We start from the raw sequence: 20,296 nt of genomic DNA, 5'->3' as shown, positions 1-20,296 counted from the left end.
TTGCATCGGGCTTCGGCTGGGTCAGGCGATGCCGTTGAAGCTGATTTCGTTGCGAACGTTGGTGACGCCTGCGACGCTCCGCGCCACTTCCTCGGCCCGCACTACTTCGGTCTCCAATTGGACGGTTCCGCTCAGAGTGATCTCCGATCCGCTGGCGGTGACGGTGACGTCGCTTGCATCGACACCGCCGGCCGAAGCCAGTGCATCGGAGACCGCTCCTTCAAGCGTCGCGCTCGGGGGGAACTCCGCCTCGACCTCAGGGGGCGTCTCGTGAAAATGCTGATGCTTGAAGACCATTGCCGTTCTCCGTTCTGACACGGCACGACAACGCGCGGCGAGGCCGATTGGTTCAGCGCCCGCCGGCAAGAACCGTGGCGATGGTCTCCTCAAGCTGGTTCTGCGAGAAAGGCTTGGGCAATCGCGGCAGCCGGTTGTCGCCTCCGGTCGGCAATTCCGCATAACCGGTCGCCAGCACCACCGGCAGGCCCGGCCTTTCCTCGCGGATGACGGCGGCCAGTTCCGAACCGGTCATGCGCGGCATGGAATGGTCGGTGATGACAATGTCGATGTCATGTGCGCCGCTTCTCAGCTCCTTCAGGGCATCGGCGCCGCTATAGGCTTCGATCACCGTGTGGCCGAGATCCTCAAGCATCAGCGTCGTATTCATCAGGACCAGTGCGTCGTCATCGACGGCGAGAATGGTGAGACGTCCTCTGGGAGTGGCGGCGGGCGAAGGCATGGTTTTCTCCGAAGACTGCGGACAGTCGTTTACATCTGCCGCGGGCAGATAGAGCGAAACCGTCGTGCCCTTGCCCTTGCGGCTTTCTATCTCGAGTTTTCCGCCCGACTGTTCGGTCAGGCCCTGTACCATGGACAGTCCGAGCCCGGTTCCCTTGCCGACGCCCTTGGTGGTGAAGAAGGGCGTCGTGGCGCGGATAAGCGTTTCCTCGTCCATGCCTTCGCCGCTGTCGGTGACGGCCAGCCGCACGTAAAGGCCGGGCTTCAGCCGCTCCGTTTTCTCGTCGGCGAGATATTCCTCGGCGGTGATGACGATCGCGCCGCCCCCCGCCATGGCATCCCGGGCGTTGACCACCAGGTTGAGAATGGCGGTTTCGAGCTGAACCGGGTCGCTGGTGACAGGCGGCAGGTTTTCGGCAAAACGGGTCTCGACGGAGGCGGCGGCACTGAGGGAACGCTGAACGAAATCCATCATGCCGTTGACGAGCGCCGGCACGTCGATTGCCTGCATGTTCAATTCCTGGCGGCGCGAGAAGGCGAGCATGCGCTGGGTAAGCGCCGCGCCCCGTTCGGCGCCCTGGATGGCATTGTCCAGTAACGGCATCAGCGCCGGATCGTCGGGCAGCCGTTTCTTGAGAATTTCCAGGCTCCCCAGCACGGCCATCAGCAGATTGTTGAAATCATGGGCGACACCGCCGGTCAGCTGGCCGATCGCCTCCATCTTCTGGGACTGGAAAAGTTCCTCGCGCGCCTGGGTGAGGGCCTTCTGCGCCTCGACCTTTTCGGTGATATCGCGGGTGATCTTGGCGAAGCCGAGAAGTTCGCCTTCCTCGTTGCGGATCGCGTCGACGACCACATGTGCCCAGAAACGTGTGCCATCCTTGCGTTGCCGCCAGCCTTCCCTCTCGAAACGGCCCTCCCGGAGCGCGGTCTCCAGGCTGCGCTTCGGTTCGCCGCGTTCGCGGTCTTCGGGCGTATAGAACTGCGAAAAATGCTTGCCGACGATTTCCTCCGCCGTATAGCCCTTGATGCGCATCGCGCCGGAGTTCCAGTTGCTCACGTAACCATCCGGATCGAGCATGTAGAGGGCGTAGTCGGTGACGCCCTGGACGAGGAGCTGGAACTTCTCCTCGCTTGCCCTGAGTTCCGTCTCGGCCTTCTTCCGTTCGGTCAGATCGCGGGTCACCTTGGCGAAGCCGAGAAGTTCGCCGGAACGGCTCCGGATCGGATCGATGACGACATGGGCCCAGAAGCGGGTGCCGTCCTTGCGGACCCGCCAGCCCTCTTTTTCGAAGCGGCCTTCGGCTGCGGCGGTGCGCAGCGCATGTTCGGGTGCGCGCGCCAACCTGTCTTCGGGCGTATAGAAGCGGGAAAAGTGTTCGCCGAGGATTTCCCAGGCCTCGTACCCCTTGAAGCGCTGCGCGCCAGGGTTCCAGCTGACGATCTTGCCGTTCGGGTCGATCATGTAGATCGCGTAGTCGGTGATGGAATCGACGAGCAGGCGATAACGTTCCTCATCAAGCAACGAAACGTCGTAACTTTGCGGTACGCTCATCAATCGTCCCCGACCCACCAAATTCGCCGTGCAACGCGATGTAACGGCGAAACGTCGTCACTCTGCAACAGGATCACTTTCTCCTGGTCCACAAACCTTGCGGTTAACACGCCATAATGTCCCGCGTCCCATTTTGGTTCCCTGGATCGGAAATTTTTTATCTTGCACCGCAGCGATCAGCCCCGGGAGTTGACGAATGACGGGTTTTCGTTTACGACTGACGAAAGATGAAAATCGTCACACGTAAAATGGAAGCCAGCAGCGGTATGGATACCAACGAAAATACCCTGGAAACGTCGCGACAGGACAACGTCACCCGCATCCTCGATGCGGCTGAGCGGCTGTTCAAGCACTACGGCTATACCAAGACCAACGTCGCCGACATCGCTCGTGATCTCGGCATGTCGCCTGCCAATATCTACCGCTTTTTCTCGTCGAAGGCGGACATCCACAAGGCGCTCGCGCATCGGATGATGGAAGCCGGCCGTGCCGTAGCGCGTGCCAATGCAGCCCGTCCGGTGAGTGCGACGGAGCGGCTGCGCGACCATTTCCTGCAGCAGCATCAGATCACCGTGGAAACCTTTCTGCACGAAAACAAGGTCCACGAGATGGTGGTCATTGCCATTGAAGAGCAGTGGTCCGTTGTCGAGGATCACATCAAGCAGTTGCAGGCGATCGTCGCCGACGTCATCCGCGAGGGTATCGTTGCCGGCGAATTTCGTGAGCAGGATGCCGTTCTGGCATCGGAGTGCATGTGTGCCACCGCCGTCACGCTCTGCCATCCGCAGATCGTCGCGGAATGCCTGATCGAGGACCGGCGCATGACGCCGGCCGATCTCGTCGAATTCGCCCTCAGGGCTCTCAAGTAAACACCGGCGCCCACTCCCACCGTTTATGGGGGCGTCTCGATCGAAAACCCGCCATCAGGAGTGCGGATCCATGTTTTTCGTAAACACCAGACGTGATGTCTCGTTTCTCTTCAAGGGCCTTTTGGTCGCGACCGCCCTCGGTGCGCTGACGGCCTGCTCGCAGGAGAAGAAAGCCGAAGCCCCGGAAATCGTCCGCCCGGTCAAGGTGACCGAGGTCGCTGCCGCCGATCACGGCCGCAAGATGGATTATTCCGGCTCCGTCAAGGCGCGCACCGAGATGAACCTCGGCTTCCGCGTCGCCGGCAAGATCACCGAACGGCTCGTCGATGTCGGCCAGCGGGTTCGCCCCGGCGACGTGCTGGCAAGGCTCGACTCCGTCGATTACCAGCTCGCCGTGCGCCGCGCCGAGGCCGATCTCGCATCCGCCCAGAAGCAGGTGGAAATCTCAGGGCTTGCCCGCCGCCGCGCCGAGACGCTTGTCGAGAAGAGCATCTCCTCCCAGTCGCAGCTCGAACAGGCGCAACTCGCCAATGACCAGGCCGTTTCGCAGAAGGAATCGGCCCAGTCGGCGCTCGATCAGGCCCGCAACCAGGTCGCCTATACCGAACTGAAGTCCGACCAGAACGGCATCGTCACCGCCGTCAGCGCCGACATCGGCCAGGTGGTCGCGTCCGGCACGCCGGTTCTCTCGGTTGCCGTCGAGGGCAGCAAGGAAGTGCAGATCGCCGTTCCCGAAATGGATGTCGCCCAGTTCGCACCGGGCAAGACGGTGAAGGCCAGCTTCTGGTCCGCTACCGGTCTGGCGCTCGACGGCAAGGTTCGCGAAGTCGCTGGCAGCGCCGATGCGCAGTCGCGCACCTTTGCGGTCCGCGTCAGCCTGCCCGAGGACGGCCGTGTCCTGCTCGGCATGACCGCGACGATCGAGGCGGCCGAAAGCAATTCCGTCGCCACTTACGCCATTCCGCTTGCGGCACTTTCCAAGAAGGACGGCCAGTCGGTCGTCTGGATCGTCGACCGCAGCAAGGGCACCGTCAATTCGCGCGCCGTCAAGGTCGCCGATTTCTCTGATGACGGCGTTCGCGTCGCCGAAGGGCTTGCCAAGGGCGATCTCGTCGTCTCGGCCGGCACGCAGTTCATGAAGGAAGATATGAAGGTCAAGCTGCCGGAAACCGTCGCCTCGCGCTTCGGCAGCGTCAGCGGCCTTACCACCGCATCGCTCGCGCCCTGATCGCCGGCTTCAAAGGACCCAAGACCATGAGCTCCTCTCATCAGGCCAATCCCCCGGAAAAGGCCCGGTTCAACCTGTCCCGCTGGGCGATCGCCCATCCGAGCATCGCCCGCTTCCTGTTCGGCCTCATCATCGTCATGGGCGCGCTCGGCGTCATGAACATGGGCCAGAAGGAAGACCCCGACTTCACCTTCCGCGTCATGGTCGTGCAGACCGTCTGGCCCGGCGCCTCCATTCAGGAGATGCAGGACCAGGTGGTCAACAAGATCGAGCGCAAGCTGCAGGAAACCCCGCATCTCGACTGGGTCAAGTCCTATACCCGCGCCGGTGTGGCGATCACCACGGTGCAGATCAAGGGCGATACCAATACCGCCCAGGTCAAGGACGCCTTCTACCAGGTGCGCAAGAAGATCGGCGATATCAATCAGGATCTGCCGGCCGGCCTGCTCGGTCCCTATTTCAACGACGAGTTCGGTGACACCTACATCACCCTCAACTCGATCAGCGGCGAGGGCTACAGCTATCCGGAGCTCAAGCAGTTCGCGATCCAGGCCCGCGACATGCTGCTCGCCACGCCCGGCGTCGAAAAGGCCGTCATCCTCGGCGACCAGCCGCAGAAGATCTTCATCGACGTCTCGTCGAAGGCGCTCGCGGAACGGGGCCTCACCGCCCTCAGCATCCGCGATGCCTTGTCCGGCCAGAACAATATCGATCCCGCCGGCAGCGTCCAGACCGCCGATCGCTCGGTGCGCATCTCGGTCGAAGGCGGCGTCACGACCCCCGAAGACATCCGCGAACTCCGCCTCAAGGCCGGCAACCAGGTGATCCGGCTCGGCGATATCGCCACCGTCACCGCCGGCCTCGAAAACCCCTATCAGCGGAAGTTCCGCTTCAACGGCCACGACAGCGTCCAGGTCGGCGTCGTCATGGCGCCAGGCTTCAAGGTCACCGATGTTGGCCATGAGGTCGAAGCCACCTACAAGCGGTTCGAAGAGACGCTGCCGGTCGGCGTGTCCGTCGAGCAGGTCTCCAACCAGCCGGAAGTCGTCACCGAAGCGGTCGGCGAGTTCACCCAGGCACTTTTGGAAGCGCTGGTCATCGTCCTCATCGTCTCGCTGATCTCGATCGGCTGGCGTTCGGGCATCGTTATCGCCATCACCATCCCGCTGGTGCTGGCTGCGACGTTTGCGATCATGTTCTACATGGGCATCGAGCTGCAGCGCATCTCGCTCGGCGCGCTGATCATTGCGCTCGGCCTGCTCGTCGACGACGCGATGATCGTCGTCGAGATGATGGAACGCAAGCTGGAGGAGGGGCTCGCACGCCTCGATGCCGCGAGCTTCGCCTATTCGTCCACCGCCTTCCCGATGCTGACCGGCACGCTGATCACCACCGCCGGCTTCATTCCGGTCGGGTTCGCCGATTCCACCGCCGGCGAATACGTGCGCTCGCTGTTCTACGTGGTGGGCATCGCGCTCGTCACGTCCTGGTTCGTGGCCGTCTATTTCACCCCCTGGCTCGGCCACATGATCCTCAAGCAGCGGGCGCACGCAGGCACCCATCACGATGCCTATGACACGCGCATGTACCGGGGCGTCAGGCATGCCGTCGCCTGGTCGGTGCGGCACAAGGCGATCGTGCTCGTCCTGACCTTCGGTGCCTTCTTCGGCAGCCTCTGGTCGTTCCAGTTCATCCCGCAGAGCTTCTTCCCGCAGTCGTCGCGGCCGGAAATCCTGGTCGACCTGTGGCTGCCGGAAGGTACGGCGATCGAGGAAGTCGAACGCCAGGCGAAGGCTCTCGAGGAAAAGATCCTGCCCGATCAGGACAAGACCTTCGTGGCCACCTATATCGGCGAGGGCGCGCCGCGCTTCTTCCTGCCGCTCGACCAGCAGCTCCGCAACCCGAACTATGCGCAGCTCCTGATCATGTCCAAGAATGTCGAGGCCCGCGAACGGCTGATCATCAAGCTCAGGGATATCCTGGCCAAGGATTTCCCGACCGTGCGCGGCAAGGTCGATCGCCTGTTCCTCGGTCCGCCGGTCGGCTGGCCGGTCCAGATCCGCGTCACCGGCCCGGACGCTTCGGAAGTGCGCCGCATCGCCGACCAGGTCAAGGAACGTTACCAGCAGCAGCCGCTGTTCGGCGCGATCCATGACGACTGGATGGAACCGGTCACCGGCATGAAGCTGGTCATCGACCAGGACCGCGCCCGGGCGCTGGGCGTCACCTCGCAGCGTATCCGCCAGATGCTGCAGGCCGCGACCGCCGGTGCTCCGATCAGCGACTTCCGCGACGGCGAAGAAACCGTCTCGATCGTCGTCCGCGAACCGGATGCCACCCGCACCCTGCTTTCGGCGGTCCAGTCGGTCTATGTGCCGACGGATTTCGGCGGCTTCGTGCCGGTCTCGCAGGTTGCCAAGGTCGTGCCGGTTCTCGAACAGGGCATCGAATGGCGCCGCGACCGCCTGCCGACGATCACCGTCAAGGCAACGCTGCCGGATGGCGTCGAACCGACCCAGGTGTCGCTCAACCTCTACAACAGCATGGCGGACCTGCGCGCAAGCCTGCCGGCCGGCTACAAGGTCGAGATCCAGGGCGGTGCGGAGGACGCGGCGGAAAGCCAGAACTCGATCGCCGCCAAGGCACCGATCATGCTCCTGGTCATCCTCGTGCTGCTGATGGTTCAGCTGCAGCATTTCGGCAAGGCGATGCTGGTGCTGGCCACCGGTCCGCTCGGCATCATCGGCGCCGCCATGGCGCTGCTTCTGACCGGCGCGCCGTTCGGCTTCGTGGCGATCCTCGGCGTCATCGCGCTGCTCGGCATCATCATGCGCAACTCGATCATCCTTGTCGACCAGATCGACCAGGATATCGCGGCGGGCATGGAGCGGATGGAGGCGATCGTCGGTGCTGCCGTGCGTCGTTTCCGGCCGATCATGCTGACGGCGCTCACCGCCGTGCTGGCGCTGATCCCGATCTCGCGCGGCGTGTTCTGGGGTCCGATGGCCTATGCGATGATGGGCGGCATCCTGGTCGCGACGGTACTGACCGTTCTCGTCCTGCCGGCTGCCTATGCCCTGTTCTTCGGCCGCGAGCCCAAGAAGAAGAACGACAAGGACGACCGGACGCCCGCCAATCAGGGCGACCTTTTCGACAGCCGTGACGACCTGCCGATGGCGGCGGAGTGACGGCGAGCGCCTTCCTCGGGAGCCTGGTAACTCTTGAGGAAGGCGTCCTGATTGGCCCTGACGGACTGGAAGATGTAGTCCCTCACCATTCTGACACGGGGGATCTGGCTCAGGTCCCTATGGCAAACCAGCCAGTAGCTGCGTCTGAGTTCCACCTCGTCGGGCAGCACGATTTCGAGATCGGGCTGCTTGCGGGTGATGAAATGCGGCAGCACGCAGAGGCCGAGCCCATCCAGCGTCGCGGTCAATTGCGCGAAGATGCTGGAGCTCTGGAAGCGCGCGCGGATGCCCGGATGAACGTCGCCGAGATAATCGAGCCCGGGCGCGAAAATCATGTCCTCGATATAACCGATGAACGGGTGCGACAGCAGATCCTGCCGATTGCGGATCGGGCCTGCCTTCGCCAGGTATGACTTCGTGCCGTAGACGTTGAGACTGTAGTCGGTCAGTTTTTCCGTGAGATAGGGCCCGTCCTTGGGCGGATCGAGCGACACGGCGATATCCGCCTCCTTGCGCGACAGGGACATGATCTGCTGGATCGTCACCAGCTCCAGCGAGATGTTGGGATGGCCGTCGCAGAAGCTGCGGATCTTGTCGGCGAAGAAGAAGTTCGCGAACCCTTCCGGGGTGCTCAGCCGCACCACGCCGCGCTGCGCGGTGGTGCCCGAGGCGACATCCGCCTGCAGCCGGTCCGCCTCGACCTCGATCCGCTCCGCCGTCTCGATGAAGCGCTGGCCCATGCCGGTGAGGACGTAACCGCGCGGATTGCGCTCGAAGAGCTTGACCTTGAGCGCGAATTCCAGCCGGTCGATGCGCCGGGAGACGGTCGCGTGGCTGGTGCGCAACTGGCGGGCGGCGGTGGACAATTGTCCGCTGCGGGCCACAGCCAGGAAATACTGCAGGTCGTCCCAGGTGAAGTTCTGGTTGTTGCTCAATGTGTTCCCGTCTGTTCAAAAATGCACAGATGCTGTTTGCAATTAATTACAGCGGCCTGCTTGCGTCAACGGCGGTTTTCCTGAACCATGCAATCCGGAGCTGCCGCTTTGAGGAGAGCGGCTCACCAATTTTGAACAGACCTTTCAAATTTTCTGGGCACATTCTCTGGGAGGAGAAATCATGCACAAGACAATTCTGGCATCCTTGGCCGTCCTTCTCGCGAGCAGCGCGGCATTCGCGCAGAGCGCGCCGGGAGGTGCATCCGACAACAAGGTGAAAATCGGCATCCTGAACGACCAGTCGGGCGTCTATGCCGATTTCGGCGGCAAGTCGTCGGTCGAGGCGGCCAAGATGGCGGTCGAGGATTTCGGCGGCAAGGTTCTGGGGCAGCCGATCGAGATCGTCGATGCCGACCACCAGAACAAGCCGGACATCGCCTCCAATATCGCCCGCCAGTGGTACGATACCCAGCAGGTCGACGCGATCATGGAACTGACGACCTCGTCGGTGGCGCTCGCGGTGCAGGCAATCGGCAAGGAAAAGAAGAAGATCGACATCGTCACCGGTGCGGCGACCACCGATCTGACCGGCAAGGCCTGCAGCCCCTACGGCTTCCACTGGGCCTATGACACCCATGCGCTCGCGGTCGGCACCGGCGGCGCGCTCGTCAAGCAGGGCGGCGACAGCTGGTTCTTCCTCACCGCCGACTATGCTTTCGGTTATTCGCTCGAGCAGCAGACCGGCGATTTCGTGAAGTCCTCGGGCGGCAAGATCGTCGGCGCGGTCCGCCATCCGCTGGCGACCACCGACTTCTCGTCCTTCCTGCTGCAGGCCCAGTCTTCCGGCGCCAAGGTGATCGGCCTCGCCAATGCCGGCCTCGACACGTCCAACGCCATCAAGCAGGCGGCGGAATTCGGCATCACCGCCGGCGGCCAGCGGCTGGCGGCGCTGCTCTTCACGCTTGCCGAAGTGCATGGCCTCGGCCTGCAGGCGGCGCAGGGCCTGACCCTGACGGAAGGTTACTACTGGAACCTCGACGACAAGAGCCGCGAGTTCGCGAAAAAGTTCTTCGCCCGCACCAAGAAGATGCCGAACATGATCCACAGCGGCACCTATTCGGCGGTCACGCAATATCTGAAGGCGGTCCAGAAGGCCGGCACGGACGATGCGGACGCCGTCTCCAAGGCGCTGCATGAAATGCCGGTCGACGATTTCTTCGCGCGCGGCGGTACCGTCGCCAAGAACGGCCGGATGATCCACGACATGTACCTGCTGCAGGTCAAGAAGCCGGCCGAAAGCAAGGAGCCCTGGGATTATTTCAACGTGCTCGCCACCATTCCCGGCAAGGACGCCTACATGGATCCCGCCAAGAGCGGCTGCGATCTGGTGAAGTAATGGCGTTCACTGCCACAGCAAAACAGGAAGAGCCGCGGGTGGTATTGTCCGCCCGCGGCCTCTCGAAAAGCTTCGGCGCCTTCATGGCGGTGAAGAATGTGGATCTCGACGTCCGCCACGCGCGCGTCCACGCGCTGATCGGCCCGAACGGGGCCGGCAAGACGACCGTCTTCAACCTGCTGACAAAGTTCCTGCAGCCGACGGCGGGTTCGATCACGCTTCTGGGCACGGACATCACCAAGACGCCGCCCGACAGGGTCGCGCGGATGGGGCTCGTCCGGTCCTTCCAGATTTCGGCGGTCTTCCCGCATCTGACGGTGCTCGACAACGTGCGCGTCGCGCTGCAGCGGCCGAGCGGTCTGTCGACGCAGTTCTGGCTGCCGGTGTCCTCGCTCGACCGGCTGAATGCCCGCGCCGACGAGCTGATCGAATCGGTCGGCCTGAAGCGCGAACGCAATGCGCTCGCCGCCGATCTCTCCTATGGCCGCAAGCGCGTGCTGGAGATCGCCACGACGCTGGCGCTCGATCCCAAGGTTCTGCTGCTCGACGAGCCGATGGCCGGCATGGGGCAGGAGGATATCGGCACCGTTTCCAACATCATCCGCGAGGTGGCGAAGACCCGGGCGGTGCTGATGGTCGAGCACAATCTTTCGGTCGTCGCCGACATCTGCCACCACGTGACGGTCCTGCAGCGCGGCGAAATCCTTGCCGAGGGCGATTATGCCGAGGTCAGCCAGGATCCGCGCGTCCGCACGGCCTATATGGGCACGGAGGAGGCTTGATGGCACCGCTCCTGCAGGTTTCCAATCTCAATGCCTGGTATGGCGAAAGCCACGTCCTGCACGGCGTCGACATGACGGTGGGCGAGGGCGAGACGATCACCATTCTCGGCCGCAACGGCGTCGGCAAGACGACGACGCTCAGAACCATCGTCGGCATCATCCGCGAGCGCAAGGGCGAGATCCGCTTTGCCGGCAAGGACATGGCCAGCGTGCCGCTGCATCGCACGGCGCATGCCGGCATCGGTTTCGTACCGGAAGAGCGCGGCATCTTCTCGACCTTGACCGTCGAGGAAAACCTGATGCTGCCGCCGGTCGTGGCCGAAGGCGGCATGTCGCTCGACGAGATCTACGAGCTCTTCCCGAACCTTCTGGAGCGTCGCTCCAGCCCCGGCACCAAGCTTTCCGGCGGCGAGCAGCAGATGCTGGCGATCGCCCGCATCCTGCGCACCGGCGTCAAGCTTTTGATATTGGACGAACCGACCGAGGGCCTCGCGCCGGTCATCGTGCAGCGCATCGGCGAGGTCCTGAAGACGCTCAAGGAACGCGGCATGACGGTGCTTTTGGTCGAGCAGAATTTTCGTTTCGCCAGCCGCGTCGCCGACCGGTTCTACCTGATGGATCACGGCCGGATGGTCGCGGATTTCCCGGTCGGGGAACTGCCGGGCAGGATGGACATGCTGCATAAGGTTCTGGGGGTGTAGGGATGGACGCGATCTTGAAAAGCCAGACCCCTCCCCAACCCCTCCCCACAAGGGGGAGGGGCTTAACCTGCCGCACAGCTGGCGTTCGATATGGCGGACAGGGTGCAGCGGGTTTTCTCCCCCCTTGTGGGGGAGATGGCCGGCAGGCCAGAAGGGGTCTTTCTTACTTACTTGCCCTGTCCAGGAGCCTCGCCCCATGACGATGATCTTCGGCATTCCACTCCAGGCCTTTCTCGGGCAGCTGCTGATCGGCCTGATCAACGGGTCCTTCTACGCGCTCTTGAGCCTCGGGCTTGCGGTCATCTTCGGCCTGCTGCGCGTCATCAACTTCGCCCACGGCGCGCAATACATGCTCGGCGCCTTCGCCGCGATGCTGATGCTGCAGTATTTCGGCATCAATTACTGGTTCGCGCTGATCCTCGGGCCAATCGTCGTCGGCCTGTTCGGGGCCGTCATCGAACGGACGATGCTGTCGCGGCTCTACAATCTCGATCCGCTCTACGGCCTGCTCTTCACCTTCGGCCTGGCGCTGACCATCGAGGGCACGTTCCGCTATCTCTACGGTGCGGCCGGCCAGCCCTATTCGGTGCCGGCGCAGCTTGCAGGCGGGACCAATCTCGGCTTCATGTTCTTACCCATCTATCGCGGCTGGGTGGTGGTCGTTTCGCTGGTTGCCTGCATCGGCACATGGCTGCTGATCGAAAAGACCAAGCTCGGCGCCTATCTGCGGGCCGCCACCGAGAACCCGGTTCTGGTCCAGGCGTTCGGCGTCAACGTGCCGGTGCTTCTGACGCTGACCTATGGGCTCGGGGCAGCGCTCGCCGCCTTTGCCGGCGTGCTTGCCGCGCCGATCTACCAGGTTTCGCCGCTGATGGGGTCGAACATCATCATCGTCGTCTTCGCGGTGGTCGTGGTCGGCGGCATGGGCTCGATCATGGGGGCGATCCTCACCGGCTACATGCTCGGTATTGCAGAAGGTCTCACCAAGGTGTTCTATCCGGAAGCATCCAATATCGTGATCTTCGTGATCATGGCGATCGTGCTTCTGCTTCGGCCTGCCGGCCTCTTCGGACGGGATGCGTGAGATGAGCGAGATGACACAAACCGCTGCCAAGCCGCGTATCGAACGGTCGGCCACCGCCTCCAGGACCTATGCGATCTTCCTGATCATCGGTCTCGTGGCGCTGATCATAGCTCCGATGTTCTTCTACCCGATCTTCCTGATGAAGCTGCTCTGCTTCGCGCTGTTCGCCTGCGCCTTCAACCTGCTGCTCGGCTATACCGGGCTCTTGTCCTTCGGTCATGCCACCTTCTTCGGGGGAGCGGCCTATTTCACCGCGCATGTGGTGAAGGAATGGGGCTTTCCGCCGGAGCTCGGCATCCTGACCGGCGTCGTCGGCGCGGCGTTTCTCGGACTGGTCATGGGCTTCTTCGCGATCCGCCGGCAGGGCATCTATTTCGCGATGATCACGCTCGCCCTGTCGCAGATGTTCTTCTTCTTCTGCCTGCAGGCGAAGTTCACGCAAGGGGAGGACGGCATCCAGTCGGTGCCGCGCGGGCATCTGTTCGGCTTCATCGACCTGAACGGCTCGACCAACATGTATTATTTCGTGCTGGGCGTGTTCCTGATCGGCATGGTGATCATCTGGCGGTTCATCAATTCGCCCTTCGGGATGATCTTGAAGTCGATCCGCGAGAACGAGCCGCGCGCCATCTCGCTTGGTTATTCCGTTGCCCGCTACAAGCTCGGCGCCTTCGTGATGTCTGCGGCACTGGCAGGCCTTGCCGGCGGGTTGAAGGCTCTGGTCTTCCAGTTCGCGACGCTCACGGATGTCGCCTGGCAGATGTCCGGCGAAGTGATCCTGATGACGCTGCTCGGCGGCATCGGCACGCTGATCGGGCCGATCTTCGGGGCGGGCCTGGTGGTCACGCTGCAGAACTATCTGGCGACCTCGGATTTCCCGGTGACGATCATCACCGGCGTGGTCTTCATGGTCTGTGTCCTCGTCTTCCGGCGGGGCATTATCGGAGAATTCTACGCCTCCCGCCTCGGCCGGAAGCTCGGCTTCGAGCATAGACGATAAGATCCGGCACGACGCGCGGGCGGCGCGTCACATGGACATGGACGGGGGAGGCGGCTTGCGGACATGGCCCGCGGGGTGCCTTTCCATGGAGACTGAGCATGGAAAACTACGACTACATCGTCATCGGCGCGGGCAGTGCCGGCTGTGTCCTGGCCAATCGGCTATCGAAGGATCCGGGCAACCGGGTACTGATCCTCGAAGCGGGCGGCAACGACAATTATCACTGGGTGCATATTCCGGTCGGCTACCTCTACTGCATCAACAACCCGCGTACCGACTGGTGTTTCACGACCGAGAAGGAGGAGGGGCTGAACGGCCGTTCGCTCTCCTATCCGCGCGGAAAAATCCTCGGCGGCTGCTCGTCGATCAACGGCATGATCTACATGCGCGGCCAGGCCTACGATTACGACATGTGGCGGCAGATGGGCTGCACCGGCTGGGGCTGGGACGACGTGCTGCCGATCTTCAAGAAAAGCCAGGATTTCTACAAGGGCGCCGACGACATGCACGGCGCCGGCGGCGAATGGCGCATCGAAAAGCAGCGTCTGCGCTGGGCGGTGCTCGACAGTTTCCAGAAGGCGGCGCAAGAGGCCGGCATCCCGATCGTCGACGATTTCAATCGCGGCAGCAACGAGGGTTCGAGCTATTTCGACGTCAACCAGCGCTCCGGCATCCGCTGGAACACCTCGAAGGCGTTTTTGCGTCCTGCAATGAAGCGGCCGAACCTGACCGTGCTCACCAAGGCGCATGTGCGCCGGCTGATCATCGAGAACGGCGAGATAAAGGGGATCGAATTCCAGCACGACGGCGTGGCGAAGAAGGCCTATGCGAAACGCGAAACCGTGCTCAGCGCCGGCGCCATCGGCACGCCGCATATCCTCGAACTCTCCGGCATCGGCCGCGGCGACGTGCTTGCCGATGCCGGTATCGAAGTGGTCAAGGAGGTCAAGGGGGTGGGCGAAAACCTGCAGGACCATCTGCAGCTTCGCCTCGTCTACAAGGTAACCGGGGTTCCGACGCTCAACGAAAAGGCGTCGAGCCTGATCGGCAAGGCCTCGATCGGGCTCGAATATGCGCTGAAGCGGTCCGGGCCGATGTCGATGGCGCCAAGCCAGCTCGGTATCTTCACCAGGTCCGGGCCGGACAAGGAGACGCCGGATCTCGAATACCACGTCCAGCCCGTATCGCTCGACAAGTTCGGCGAGCCGGTCCATTCCTTCCCGGCGATGACGGCGAGCGTCTGCAACCTGCGTCCCGAAAGCCGCGGCTCGGTGCATCTGAAAAGCCCGGATTTCGCCGCGGCGCCGGGCATCCATCCGAATTATCTGTCGACCGCCGCCGACCGGGATGTCGCCGTCAGGTCGATCCGGCTCACCCGCGAGATTGTCAGGAAACCGGCGTTCGCGCGCTATCACCCGGAGGAATACAGGCCCGGTCCCTCCTACGAGACCGACGCGGATCTCGAAAGAGCGGCGGGCGATATCGGCACGACGATCTTCCATCCGGTCGGCACCGCCCGCATGGGCTCCGACCCGGACAGCGTCGTCGATCCGCGCCTGAAAATGCGCGCAGTCGGAAGGCTGCGTATCGCCGATGCCTCGATCATGCCTAATATAACCTCCGGCAACACCAATTCGCCGACCATCATGATCGCCGAGAAAGCGGCCGAGATGATTTTGGCGGATAACAGGTAACGAAACGGTCGCAGAAAGTGCCCCTCACCCTAACCCTCTCCCCGCAAGCGGGGAGAGGGGACGTGCCATACGCCACGCCGCAGTTTGAGGCAGCGGTGCGGCATATGTCCTTCTCCCCGCGTGCGGGGAGAAGGTGGCGGCAGCCGGATGAGGGGCAGACGTGGCGGCAAAACGTTTATTGTAAAAGGAAACAACATGGCGGACGGAACGATCAAGACCGACGAAGTCCTCATCGATTACATCGGCTCGGCGGCCGTCATCCGGCTCAACCGGCCGAAGGCGCTGAACAGCCTGAGCCTTGCCATGGTGAGGGCGATGAAGGCGGCGCTGGAGCGGTTCGCCGGCGACCCGGAGATTTCCTGCGTCATCCTGACGGGCGAAGGAGAACGCGGTCTCTGCGCCGGTGGCGATATCCGCGTCATCTACGAGAGCGGCAAATCGGACGATCCCGAGGTCACGCGGTTCTGGCGGGAGGAGTTTCCCGTCAACTACATGATCTCCCGCTACGAAAAACCCTATGTGGCGCTGATGGACGGCATCGTCATGGGCGGCGGCGTCGGGATCGCCTCGCATGGCGCGCATCGGGTCGTCACGGAGCGCACCCGGCTCGCCATGCCGGAAACCGGCATCGGTTACGTGCCGGATGTCGGCGCCACCTGGCTGCTGCCCCGCGCGCCGGGCGAAACCGGCACCTGGACGGGGTTGACCGGCGAGGTGATCGGCGCGGCGGATGCCATCTATGCCGGTCTCGCCGATGTCACCGTGCCCTCGGAACGGCTCGGCGCGCTGGTCGAGGCGCTGGGGGAGCTGAAGGGCGGCGCGTCCGACGAGCAGGTGAGGGCGGTGATCGACCGCTTCGCCGTCGTGCCCGGCCAAAGTCGGCTCGAAGCTCATCGCGAACTGATCGACCGGAATTTTTGCTTCGATACGATCGAGGAGATTGTGGAAGCGCTGAATAGGGAGGATGATGCATTCTCCATCGCAGCGCGCGAGACCATCGCCAAGCGTTCGCCGACCAGCCTCAAGCTGGCGCTGCGGCTGCTTCGTCGCGGCCGCGAAAGCTCGAGCCTGGTCGAGTGCCTGGAGCGGGAATTCACCGCCGGCGCGGAAATCCTGCGCAACCACGATTTCTACGAGGGCGTGCGCGCCGCGATCATCGACAAGGACCGCAATCCGAAATGGTCTCCGGCAACGCTGGAGGAAGTCGCGGACGCCGATCTCGACCGCTATTTCGCCGCGCGCCATCCGGTGCTGTTTCCGGATCACAGGCTTTAGGACAGATAAGACGGGAGGAAGACAATGACCAGGATCGCTTTCGTGGGGCTCGGCAATATGGGCGGGCCGATGGCTGCCAATCTGGTAAAGGCCGGTCACGACGTGCGCGGCTTCGATCTCTCGGAAGCCTCGGTGAAGGCGGCCATCGAGACGGGCGTCAAGGGGACCGTGGCGCTTGCCGAAGCCGTTTCGGATGCGGATTGCGTCATCACCATGCTCCCCAAGGGCCAGCATGTGATCGCGGTCTGGACCGATCTCGCCACCCTCATTCCGGAAGGTACCCTGGTCATCGACTGCTCCACCGTCGACGTGGAAAGCGCCCGCAAGGCGCATGAGCTGGCGGATGTGATGAACTGCATCTCGCTGGACGCCCCGGTCTCCGGCGGCACCGGCGGTGCCGCGGCCGGCACGCTCACCTTCATGGTCGGCGGTTCGGAAAAGGCGTTCGCGCTCGGGCTGCCGATCCTTCAGGCGATGGGCAAGAAGATCGTACATTGCGGCGGCGCCGGGGCGGGCCAGGCGGCAAAGATCTGCAACAACATGATATTGGGCATTTCGATGATCGGCGTCTGCGAGGCATTCGGCCTGGCGGAAAAGCTCGGACTTTCGCACCAGGCGCTGTTCGATGTCGCCTCCACCTCGTCCGGCCAGTGCTGGTCGCTCACCACCTATTGCCCTGTTCCGGGCCCGGTGCCGACTTCGCCGGCCAACCACGATTACAGACCGGGCTTTGCCGCGGCGCTGATGCTGAAGGATCTGGTGCTGTCGCAGGAGGCTGCAAGCCAGTCCGGCGCCGCGACGCCGCTCGGTGCCCACGCGGCGGAGCTTTATGCCGCCTTCGAGAAGGCAGGCCATGGCGGCGACGATTTTTCCGCGATCATCCACATGCTGCGCGAGAAGGCGGGTTCCTGAACCGGTGCCGGCGGTAACGCGTCCGGCCACGCCGGCGATACCGGCATGGTTGGGAATGGGGCAGGCAGTGGGTGATGTGGGTATAGGTAGATCTGGTCTGCCTGCCCCGGCCGCTTAGATGATCTTTCCGAGGATTGCCAGGCCCTCGTCCATTCACCTTGTCGACCATCATCGGAACCGAGCCGAAAACCCGTGAGGAAGGCCGGTTCGCGAACCCGGTTCCCATCCGATGACATGTGGATTGTCGCGCCGGTTCCGGAGGCGGGGACGAAGTCGAGCCGCTGGAGCGGCCAAGCCGTTGATCGCAGGCGGAGATATTTTCCGGGAGGGTGAATTCATCCCCGCGAACGAACGATTGGCCCGCGAACGAACGATTGGCTTCAATCTTTTGGGTCGTTTGTCTGTGATCGACGAAGGGAGTAAAATCGCTGCTCCTGACCGATCGGGTCAGGGTTTGCGATGGAGGCAGACATGGGACGCCAATACATCGATTGCCGCGAATTTCCGAGCGAGATGAAATGCACCGTTGCCATCTCGGCGGACAATACCGATGAACTCGTCAATGCAGCCGTGCAGCATGCGATGACCGTGCACGGTCATCAGGACACGCCGGAATTCCGCTCCGAGATCAGAAAAGCCATCCACGAGATGGAAGCTCCCCGCAGCGTCGCCTGACGGGGTCGTGCCGGAGTTCCGGTCATGCCGGGACGCCGCCTCTCTTCACGAGGGCGGCGTTTCTCGATCGGTCCCTCGGGCGCGGACAAGGCTTGCGAGCGCCCCGAGGGAAAAGCTCCGCCGAATGTGGCTGAAAATGGACAAAATTTCTAAGGTGCCCGCCATGCGGGGTGCCCGGTTCCTCGCGATCCGATGCGTCTCCCGGTAGTTTGCAGTCACAATCCAACACCGGAGACTTGCATGAACCGCCTCCCGATCCTTGGGCTTGCCCTTAGCGCGTCCTTGGCTGCGCTTTTCGTTAACCCGGCGCTGGCCCAGTCGCCGACGAAACTGCTCAACGCGTCCTACGACGTGTCGCGCGAACTGTTCGTCGCCGAGAACGAGGCCTTCATCAAGAGCCATCCGGGCGTCACCATCGACCAGTCGCATGCCGGCACGTCCAAGCAGGCCCGCTCGATCCTCGAAGGCCTGGAAGCGGACGTGGTGACCTTCAACCAGTCGACGGATATCGATTTCCTCGCAAAGAACGGCTTCGTTTCGAAGGATTGGACCAAGGCTTATCCCAACAACGCCTCGCCCTTCTACTCCTTCCCGTCCTTCCTGGTGCGCGCCGGCAATCCGAAAAACATCAAGGACTGGGGTGATCTCGCCCGCGCCGACGTGCATGCCGTCTTCCCGAACCCGAAGACCTCGGGCAATGCGCGCTACACCTATCTGGCGGCCTATGCCTGGGCGAAGGAAACCTACAAGGGCGACGCCGAGAAGATCGACGCCTACATCACCAAGATCTTCGACAACGTCCCGGTCTTCGATACCGGCGGCCGCGCCTCCACCACCACTTTCGTCGAGCGCGAAACCGGCGACGTGCTGATCACCTTCGAGGCCGAGACCCGCGGCATCGCCAAGCAGTATGGCGCGTCCAAGGTCGAAAGCGTCATCCCGTCGGTCAGCCTGCTCGCCGAATTCCCGGTCGCGGTGGTCGACAAGGTCGCCAAGAAGCATGGCACCGAAGCGCTTTCCAAGGCCTATCTCGATTTCCTCTATACCGAGGAAGGCCAGCGGATCGCCGCCCAGTTCGGCCATCGCGTCAACAACGAGAAGGTCGCCGGCGAGTTCAAGGATCAGTTCCCGGCGATCCGCCTCGTCAAGGTCGACGACGTCTTCGGCGGCTGGGACCAGATCCAGAAGGAGCACTTCGCTTCCGGCGGTACTCTCGACAAGCTCTACGGCAGCCGTTAAGCGGTCTTCGGTAACTGATCGGCGGCGCGAGCGCTCCTCCGTCATGCTCGGGCTTGTCCCGAGCATCTGCCGAGGCTAGATCGTGAGCACAGCAGATCCTCGGCACAAGGCCGAGGAGGACGTCGAGGAGAAGCAACGTCTGTCATCCCTTCCTCCCGGTGGATCTCATCCGCCGGGTTTTGCTGTGAAAAGGAAACGACCGCTTGAGACGCAATGTCCTGCCCGGATTACGCCTGTCGCTGGGTGTGACGCTGCTTTATGTCGGGCTGATCGTCGTCCTGCCGCTGGTGGCGCTCGTCTTCAAGGCGGCGAGCCTCGGTCCGGAGGACTACTGGCGGATCGTTTCCTCCACCCGGGCGCTCGCCAGCTACCGCGTCACCGTTCTCAGCGCGCTGGGCGCCACGATCTTCAACCTGTTCTTCGGCTTAGCACTTGCCTGGGTGCTGACGCGCTACCGCTTTCCGGGTTGGCGCATCGTCGATGCCATGGTCGATCTGCCGTTCGCATTGCCGACGGCGGTTGCCGGCATTTCGCTGACGGCGCTGTTCACCGCCAACGGCTGGTTCGGCTCCATCCTCGCCGATCTCGGCGTCAAGGTCGCCTATACGCCGCTCGGCATCATGATCGCCATGTGCTTCACCTCGCTGCCCTTCATCGTGCGGACCGTGCAGCCGGTGCTGGAGGATCTCGATCCGGCGCTGGAAGAGGCAGCGCAGTCGCTCGGCGGCTCGGACTGGACGATCTTCCGCAAGGTCATCCTGCCGCTCCTGACCCCGGCGCTGCTGGCCGGCGTGTCGCTTTCCTTCGCCCGCTCGCTCGGTGAATTCGGCGCGATCATCTTCATCGCCGGCAACCAGCCGATGTCGACGGAGATCACCGCGTTGCTCGTCTTCATCCGGCTGGAGGAATACGACTATCAGGCGGCTGCGGCGATTGCCTCGGTGCTGCTGCTCACCGCCTTCGTCATGCTCGCGCTCACCAACTGGATGCAGTCGCGGGCGCTTCGCTACACGGTGAGGAACTGA

At 63.0% G+C, this 20,296-nt stretch carries 17 protein-coding genes; 14 read left to right on the top strand and 3 right to left on the bottom strand.

Going from position 1 to position 20,296, the window contains the following annotated elements:
* Positions 1 to 21 precede the first annotated feature (21 nt).
* Both J2X76_RS12050 and J2X76_RS12045 read right to left on the bottom strand, forming a co-directional pair.
* Entirely contained in the window at positions 22 to 297 is a 276-nt protein-coding gene (locus J2X76_RS12050; RefSeq protein WP_113127877.1) for a BON domain-containing protein, read from the bottom strand.
* 52 nt (positions 298 to 349) lie between these two features.
* Positions 350 to 2,293, bottom strand: coding sequence for a PAS domain S-box protein (locus J2X76_RS12045; protein WP_310216222.1), 1,944 nt, complete (start codon positions 2,291 to 2,293; stop codon positions 350 to 352).
* Between the two features lie 266 nt (positions 2,294 to 2,559).
* Between J2X76_RS12045 and J2X76_RS12040 the strand changes: the two genes are divergently transcribed.
* From J2X76_RS12040 to J2X76_RS12030, 3 genes are all read left to right on the top strand, one after another.
* Positions 2,560 to 3,162, top strand: coding sequence for a TetR family transcriptional regulator (locus J2X76_RS12040; protein ID WP_310216220.1), 603 nt, complete (start codon positions 2,560 to 2,562; stop codon positions 3,160 to 3,162).
* A 70-nt stretch (positions 3,163 to 3,232) separates the two neighbouring features.
* The gene (locus tag J2X76_RS12035) at positions 3,233 to 4,390 is read left to right on the top strand and encodes an efflux RND transporter periplasmic adaptor subunit (protein ID WP_113127874.1); all 1,158 of its coding nucleotides are present in this window, start codon (positions 3,233 to 3,235) and stop codon (positions 4,388 to 4,390) included.
* Positions 4,391 to 4,416: 26 nt separating this feature from the next.
* On the top strand, positions 4,417 to 7,578 hold the full coding sequence (locus J2X76_RS12030; RefSeq protein WP_310216217.1) for an efflux RND transporter permease subunit: 3,162 nt from the start codon (positions 4,417 to 4,419) through the stop codon (positions 7,576 to 7,578).
* On the opposite strand, the gene J2X76_RS12025 is transcribed toward J2X76_RS12030, so the two are convergent.
* Complete coding sequence (locus J2X76_RS12025) at positions 7,527 to 8,513, bottom strand: LysR family transcriptional regulator (RefSeq protein ID WP_310216214.1); 987 nt, start codon at positions 8,511 to 8,513, stop codon at positions 7,527 to 7,529. The genes J2X76_RS12030 and J2X76_RS12025 overlap by 52 nt on opposite strands.
* A gap of 181 nt (positions 8,514 to 8,694) precedes the next feature.
* Between J2X76_RS12025 and J2X76_RS12020 the strand changes: the two genes are divergently transcribed.
* The 11 genes from J2X76_RS12020 (at position 8,695) to cysT (ending at position 20,296) form a co-directional block, all read left to right on the top strand.
* Positions 8,695 to 9,909, top strand: coding sequence for an ABC transporter substrate-binding protein (locus tag J2X76_RS12020; RefSeq protein WP_113127871.1), 1,215 nt, complete (start codon positions 8,695 to 8,697; stop codon positions 9,907 to 9,909).
* Positions 9,909 to 10,691, top strand: coding sequence for an ABC transporter ATP-binding protein (locus tag J2X76_RS12015; RefSeq protein WP_113127870.1), 783 nt, complete (start codon positions 9,909 to 9,911; stop codon positions 10,689 to 10,691). The genes J2X76_RS12020 and J2X76_RS12015 overlap by 1 nt, the downstream gene beginning before the upstream one ends.
* Positions 10,691 to 11,392: an ABC transporter ATP-binding protein gene (locus J2X76_RS12010; RefSeq protein ID WP_113127869.1), complete on the top strand. Its 702-nt coding sequence runs from the start codon at positions 10,691 to 10,693 to the stop codon at positions 11,390 to 11,392. The genes J2X76_RS12015 and J2X76_RS12010 overlap by 1 nt, the downstream gene beginning before the upstream one ends.
* Positions 11,393 to 11,588: 196 nt before the next feature.
* A complete protein-coding gene (locus J2X76_RS12005; protein WP_310216209.1) occupies positions 11,589 to 12,476 on the top strand; it encodes a branched-chain amino acid ABC transporter permease in 888 nt (295 codons plus the stop codon).
* Between the two features lies 1 nt (position 12,477).
* Positions 12,478 to 13,476 carry a branched-chain amino acid ABC transporter permease gene (locus J2X76_RS12000; protein WP_310216206.1) on the top strand — a complete coding sequence of 333 codons (999 nt, stop codon included), beginning with the start codon at positions 12,478 to 12,480 and terminating at the stop codon, positions 13,474 to 13,476.
* Positions 13,477 to 13,574: 98 nt separating this feature from the next.
* Complete coding sequence (locus J2X76_RS11995) at positions 13,575 to 15,170, top strand: GMC family oxidoreductase N-terminal domain-containing protein (RefSeq protein ID WP_310216204.1); 1,596 nt, start codon at positions 13,575 to 13,577, stop codon at positions 15,168 to 15,170.
* Positions 15,171 to 15,365: 195 nt separating this feature from the next.
* Positions 15,366 to 16,445 carry an enoyl-CoA hydratase/isomerase family protein gene (locus J2X76_RS11990; RefSeq protein ID WP_310216203.1) on the top strand — a complete coding sequence of 360 codons (1,080 nt, stop codon included), beginning with the start codon at positions 15,366 to 15,368 and terminating at the stop codon, positions 16,443 to 16,445.
* A gap of 24 nt (positions 16,446 to 16,469) precedes the next feature.
* Positions 16,470 to 17,357 carry a 3-hydroxyisobutyrate dehydrogenase gene (gene mmsB, locus J2X76_RS11985; protein ID WP_310216201.1) on the top strand — a complete coding sequence of 296 codons (888 nt, stop codon included), beginning with the start codon at positions 16,470 to 16,472 and terminating at the stop codon, positions 17,355 to 17,357.
* A gap of 471 nt (positions 17,358 to 17,828) precedes the next feature.
* Complete coding sequence (locus J2X76_RS11980) at positions 17,829 to 18,032, top strand: DUF1059 domain-containing protein (protein ID WP_113130359.1); 204 nt, start codon at positions 17,829 to 17,831, stop codon at positions 18,030 to 18,032.
* A gap of 240 nt (positions 18,033 to 18,272) precedes the next feature.
* A complete protein-coding gene (gene cysP / locus J2X76_RS11975) occupies positions 18,273 to 19,271 on the top strand; it encodes a thiosulfate ABC transporter substrate-binding protein CysP (RefSeq protein ID WP_310216199.1) in 999 nt (332 codons plus the stop codon).
* A 203-nt stretch (positions 19,272 to 19,474) separates the two neighbouring features.
* The gene (gene cysT / locus J2X76_RS11970) at positions 19,475 to 20,296 is read left to right on the top strand and encodes a sulfate ABC transporter permease subunit CysT (RefSeq protein ID WP_310216196.1); all 822 of its coding nucleotides are present in this window, start codon (positions 19,475 to 19,477) and stop codon (positions 20,294 to 20,296) included.

Origin of the sequence: Neorhizobium sp. 2083, from assembly GCF_031455615.1 — a bacterium.
GTDB lineage: Bacteria > Pseudomonadota > Alphaproteobacteria > Rhizobiales > Rhizobiaceae > Neorhizobium.
This window is presented reverse-complemented; position numbering and strand designations above follow the sequence as displayed.